We start from the raw sequence: 5,295 nt of genomic DNA on the forward strand, positions 1-5,295 counted from the left end.
CTAGAGAACTTTCAGGGGCGGCGCTCGATCTGGATGTACCGCAACACCGCATCACAGATCATGGCCTTGTGACGCAGCTTGACCTGCTCATCGGACAGGTCGATCTGGAAGATCTCGCCAAAGGTGTGGCGGTTCGAAACCCGGTAGAAGCAGAACGAGCTCATCAGCATGTGCAGGTCGATGACCTCGATGCCGGCGCGGAACACACCTTCCTGCACCCCACGGCGCAAGGTACTGCCCAGGGCCTCGAGCACCAGGCTGCTCATTTCGCGAATCGCCGGCGACTGCTTGACGTACTCGCCGTAGTGGATGTTTTCGGTGCAGATGATCCGCACGAAATCGACGTTGCGGTCGTGGTGATCGAAGGTGAACTCCACCAGCCGGCGAATCGCCTGCTCGGCCGGCAGCGACTCCAGGTCCAGGCTTTGCTCGGTCTTGCGGATGTCGCCGTACAGCTTGATCAGGCACTCGCAGTACAGCTGCTCCTTGCTGCCGAAGTAGTAGTAGATCATGCGCTTGGAGGTGGCGGTGCGCTCGGCGATGGCGTCGACGCGGGCACCGGCCAGCCCTTGCTGGACGAACTCGTTGATGGCGGCCTGGAGGATGTCCTCGCGCGTTTTCTCGGGGTTGTTCTTGCGCGTCTTGCGCCCCCCTTCGGTTTCAGGCTGGCCGAGGCTGACTACGGAATCACTCATACCCACTCACAGGCTGTTTATTGGAATGGAGGGATTATCCGCGAGCACGGCCATGCAGGGAAGCGCGCTGTTGGTCGGGTAGCCATCACCCGCGGCGGCTGCCCACCCGCAAACGGCGCCTGCCCAGCCAGGCGCAGGGTCAGTCGCGCTGGGCGGTATTGCGCTCCAGCGGCGGGGTCAGGTGCAGCACGCGGTTGCGCCCGCCTTCGGCCAGCAGGTAGCCGCCCTTGCCATCGGCAACGATCGACTGCGGCGCCTTGAGGAACGACAGCACGGTCTGCCGCGTGCCGTCGGCGCCGATGCGCAGCAGCCGGGCCCGGTGGGTGTTGTCTTCGCTGATCCACAGGCCGCGCTGGTCGCAGAACAGGAACGTCGGGTTGCGCAGGCCATCGACCACCACCGGGTCCCGGCCATCGTCGGACAGGGCGCGGACCTTGCCGTTGGCCTTTTCGGTATACAGCAGACGCCCGTCGCTGCAGCGGGTCAGGCCTTCGGTTTCGGTCAGGCCGGAGCGCAGCACATCGAGCTGGCCGCTGCGCCAGTCATAGCGCATCAAACGGCCATTGCCCTTGCGGTCCTCGATGGCGTACAGGTGCTCGCCGTCGTTCCACAGGCCCTGCACGCTCTCGCCATCGAACAGCCGCGTGACCTGGCCATCGCGGGCCAGGCTGACCGGGGCAAATCCGCCTTCCTGGCTGAACACCCAGCCTCCCTGCGCCGCCACCATGCCGTCGGGCTTGGACAGGTTGTCGATGACCACCACCCGATCACCTTGGGCGGTGATCCTGAGGATGCTGCCACGGCCATCGTCCAGTTCGCGGCTGACCAGCAGGCTGCCATCGGCTTGCGGCAACAGCGACGCGGCCTTGGTCACGTCGCGGTGCAGCACCTCGACGCCCCAGCCGGAGGCGGCCTGGACCGGGTAGAAACTCTGCCAGGCAAAGAAGCCCAGGGTGGCCGTGAGCAGGCCGGCGGTGGCGGCCAAGGCGATGCGGGTGCTGCGCTTGCGCAGGATGTGCGACATGTAGGGCTCCTCGGGAATGCCGGGGAGCCTAGCAAGCGAATGTGAAAAAAATGTCGAAATGGACCAACCATTACAAAACAAAAGGATATAAAAATAACAAAACAATCTAACAAACAGGAATATAAAAATTGAAAGCCAAACGCCACCTCCTTAGTCTGGGCACATCGTTTCCCTTCCAGATCAAGGAGCAATGCCCATGCCCGCCCGTGCCTTCTCCCCCTTGCGCCGCCTGTTGATCGGCGGCTTGCTGGCCAGTGTCGCCAGTACCCTGTTGCCCTGGTCCCAAGCCCTGGCCGACGAGGCCAGGACCCTGCGCATCGGTTACCAGAAGTTCAACAGCATCAACATCCTCAAAGGCAGCGGCGCCCTGGAGAAGGCCCTGGCACCGCAAGGCGTGAAAGTCAGCTGGCACGAGTTCGCCGCCGGCCCGCAGTTGCTCGAAGCCTTGAGCACCGGCGCCATCGACCTCGGCCATGCCGCCGACGCACCCTCGGTGTTCGCCCAGGCCGCAGGCAAGCCGGTGGTATACCTGGCCGCCGAGCAACCCTACCCACGCGGCATCGGCCTGGTGGTGCGCGAGCAGGACCACCTGGCCAGCGTGCAAGACCTCAAGGGCAAGCGCGTGGCCACCGGCCGCGGCTGGAACGCCCAGTACCTGCTGGCCGTTGCCCTGGAACAGGCCGGCCTCAGCTACCAGGACATCACCCCAGCCTACGTCAACAACGCCGCCGATGCCGTGGCTGCCCTGCAATCGGGCAGCGTCCAGGCCGTGACCCTGTGGGACCCGTTCCTCGCCGCGGCAGAAAGCCAGCCGGGCCTGAAAAACCTGCGCGACGGCAGCGGCCTGTCCAACAACCGCACCTTCTACCTGTCCACCGCCAGCTTCGCCGACCAGCATCGCGCCTTGCTGAAGACCTTCTTCGCCGAACTGGGCAAGGTCAGCCAGTGGGCCAATGCCAAGCCTGCGGAAGTTGCCGCGCTGCTGGCCCCGCAACTGGGGATCAACGCCAACGTGCTGCAAGTGGCCAGCGAGCGGCGCAACTACAACGCCGTGGCCATTACCCCGCAGATCGTTGCCGAGCAACAGAAGCTGGCCGATACCTTCCAGGGCCTGGGCCTGATTCCACGCAAGCTGCAGGTGGCCGACGCGGTCTACCCGGCTTCCGTATTGCCTTGAGCGGAGCGCGCCCACCATGCCCCGCCCGATTCGCTTCAACGCCTTCAGCATGAATGCCGCCAGCCACCAGTCCCCCGGCCTGTGGCGCCACCCGCGCAACACCAGCGTGGCCTTCAACCGCCTGGGCTACTGGACCGACCTGGCCCGCCTGCTCGAACGCGGCCTGTTCGATGCCCTGTTCATCGCCGATGTGCTGGGCATCTACGACGTCTACCAGGGCGGCCCCGAAGCCGCCCTGCGCGGTGGCGTGCAGGTGCCGGTCAACGACCCGCTGCTGCTGGTGCCGGCCATGGCCGGGGTTACCGAGCACCTGGGCTTCGGCGTCACCTTCTCGCTCACCTACGAACACCCCTACCCGTTCGCCCGGCGCATGTCGACGCTCGACCACCTGAGCAATGGCCGGGTCGGCTGGAACATCGTCACCGGCTACCTCGACAGTGCCGCGCGCAACCTGGGCCTGGCGCGCCAGCTGGGCCACGACCAGCGCTATGACCTGGCCGAGGAATACCTGCAGGTGCTGTACAAGCTCTGGGAGAAAAGCTGGGACGACGATGCGGTGCTGCTGGAGCGTGACAGCGGGCGCTATATCGAACCCGCCCGGGTGCACCCCATCAACCATGTGGGCGAGCACTTCCAGGTGCCGGGCATGCACCTGTGCCAACCTTCGCCGCAACGCACGCCGGTGCTGTTCCAGGCCGGTGCTTCGGCACGCGGCCAGCAGTTCGCGGCGCGGCACGCCGAATGCGTGTTCATCAGCGGGCCGACGCCCACGGTACTGCGCCGCTACGCCGACGGCATCCGCCAGGCCAGCGAGGTGGCCGGGCGTGGCCGGGACGAGGTGCTGATCTACGCCCAGGCGCTGTTGATCGTCGCCCCTACCCGGGAGGAGGCCGAGGCGCGCTTCGCCGAATACCGCCGTTATGTCGACCTTGACGCCGCCCTGGCGCTGCTGTCGGGCTGGACCGGCATCGACTTTGCCGGCCTCGACCCCGATGCGCCCATCGAATACGTCGAGAACGATGCCGGCCGCGCGGCCCTGGCCGCCTTCACCGCCGCCGACCCGAACCGCCGCTGGACCGTGCGCGAGGCTGCCGAGTTCGTTGGCCTGGGCGGCCGTGGCCCGGTGCTGGTGGGTGCTGCCAGCGAGGTGGCCGACCAGCTGGAAAGCTGGCTGGACCAGACCGGCATCGATGGTTTCAACCTGACCTACGCAGTGCAACCGGACGACCTGGCAAATGTGGTCGAGCTGCTGGTGCCGGAGCTGCAACGCCGTGGCCGCTACCCGCTGAGTTATGCCGAAGGCACCTTGCGCCACAAGCTGTTCGGCCAGGGCGACCGCTTGCCGGAAGGCCACGCTGGCCGGCAGGTTCGCATTCAGCCGGCAAATACCGGGTATTCCAACATTTAATTTGTGGATGGCACACACTCGACCCTATTCTGTCGCCACATCCCCTGCGCCGCACCGGCCGGTGCGGTTCACGGCATGGGGAGAGAACAACAAGTCGAGATCGTCCATGTCGAACCATTCGTACTTCGCCCCCCACGGTGGGCACCCGGCTCAGACCGAGCTGCTGACTGACCGTGCCATGTTCACAGAAGCCTATGCCGTCATCCCCAAGGGCGTGATGCGTGACATCGTCACCAGCCACCTGCCGTTCTGGGACAAGATGCGCATGTGGGTCATCGCCCGCCCGCTGACCGGTTTTGCCGAAACCTTCTCCCAGTACATCGTCGAAGTGGCCCCGGAAGGCGGCAGCGAGCGCCCTGAGCTGGACCCGAACGCCGAAGCCGTGGTGTTCATCGTCGAAGGCGAACTGGACATCACCGTCGAAGGCAAGCACCACACCCTGGTACCTGGCGGCTACGCCTTCCTGGCCCCGGGCGCCGAGTGGAGCCTGCGTAACAACAGCAAGTCCAACGTCACCTTCCACTGGCTGCGCAAGCACTACCAGAAGGTCGAAGGCCTGGACGTTCCCGAGTCGTTCGTCACCCACCGTGACAACGCCACCGTCATCGAGATGCCGGGCACCGAAGGCCGCTGGGTCACCACCCGCTTCGTCGACATGGCCGACATGCGCCACGACATGCACGTGAACATCGTCACCTTCCAGCCGGGCGGCGTGATCCCGTTCGCCGAGACCCACGTGATGGAACACGGCCTGTACGTGCTGGAAGGCAAGGCGGTGTACCGCCTGAACCAGGACTGGGTCGAAGTGGAAGCCGGCGACTTCATGTGGCTGCGCGCCTTCTGCCCGCAAGCCTGCTACGCCGGCGGCCCAGGCAAGTTCAGCTACCTGCTGTACAAGGACGTGAACCGTCACGTGCACCTGACGCTCAACCCTAAGCGTTGATGCATTGGGGGCGCTCTGCGCCCCTTTCGCGACACAAGGCCGCTCCCA

The 5,295-nt window shown here is 65.4% G+C and carries 5 protein-coding genes; 3 read left to right on the top strand and 2 right to left on the bottom strand.

The features are described 5' to 3' along the window. Positions 1-11: 11 nt before the first annotated feature. Complete coding sequence (locus tag RYH74_RS25850) at positions 12-695, bottom strand: TetR/AcrR family transcriptional regulator (RefSeq protein WP_025338900.1); 684 nt, start codon at positions 693-695, stop codon at positions 12-14. Positions 696-834: 139 nt separating this feature from the next. Further along, the gene (locus tag RYH74_RS25855) at positions 835-1,719 is read right to left on the bottom strand and encodes a hypothetical protein (RefSeq protein WP_085616944.1); all 885 of its coding nucleotides are present in this window, start codon (positions 1,717-1,719) and stop codon (positions 835-837) included. A 196-nt stretch (positions 1,720-1,915) separates the two neighbouring features. On the opposite strand from RYH74_RS25855, the gene RYH74_RS25860 reads away from it, so the two are divergent. The 3 genes from RYH74_RS25860 (at position 1,916) to RYH74_RS25870 (ending at position 5,247) form a co-directional block, all read left to right on the top strand. Then, positions 1,916-2,896, top strand: coding sequence for an aliphatic sulfonate ABC transporter substrate-binding protein (locus RYH74_RS25860; protein ID WP_025338898.1), 981 nt, complete (start codon positions 1,916-1,918; stop codon positions 2,894-2,896). A gap of 16 nt (positions 2,897-2,912) precedes the next feature. Then, positions 2,913-4,304 (top strand): LLM class flavin-dependent oxidoreductase, encoded by a 1,392-nt coding sequence (locus tag RYH74_RS25865; RefSeq protein ID WP_123085029.1) that lies wholly within the window; start codon positions 2,913-2,915, stop codon positions 4,302-4,304. A gap of 106 nt (positions 4,305-4,410) precedes the next feature. Further along, the gene (locus RYH74_RS25870) at positions 4,411-5,247 is read left to right on the top strand and encodes a bifunctional allantoicase/(S)-ureidoglycine aminohydrolase (RefSeq protein ID WP_013972924.1); all 837 of its coding nucleotides are present in this window, start codon (positions 4,411-4,413) and stop codon (positions 5,245-5,247) included. Positions 5,248-5,295 lie beyond the last annotated feature (48 nt).

This window comes from Pseudomonas sp. LSJ-87, from assembly GCF_032971465.1.
In the GTDB taxonomy this organism is placed as follows: Bacteria; Pseudomonadota; Gammaproteobacteria; order Pseudomonadales; family Pseudomonadaceae; genus Aquipseudomonas; species Aquipseudomonas putida_Z.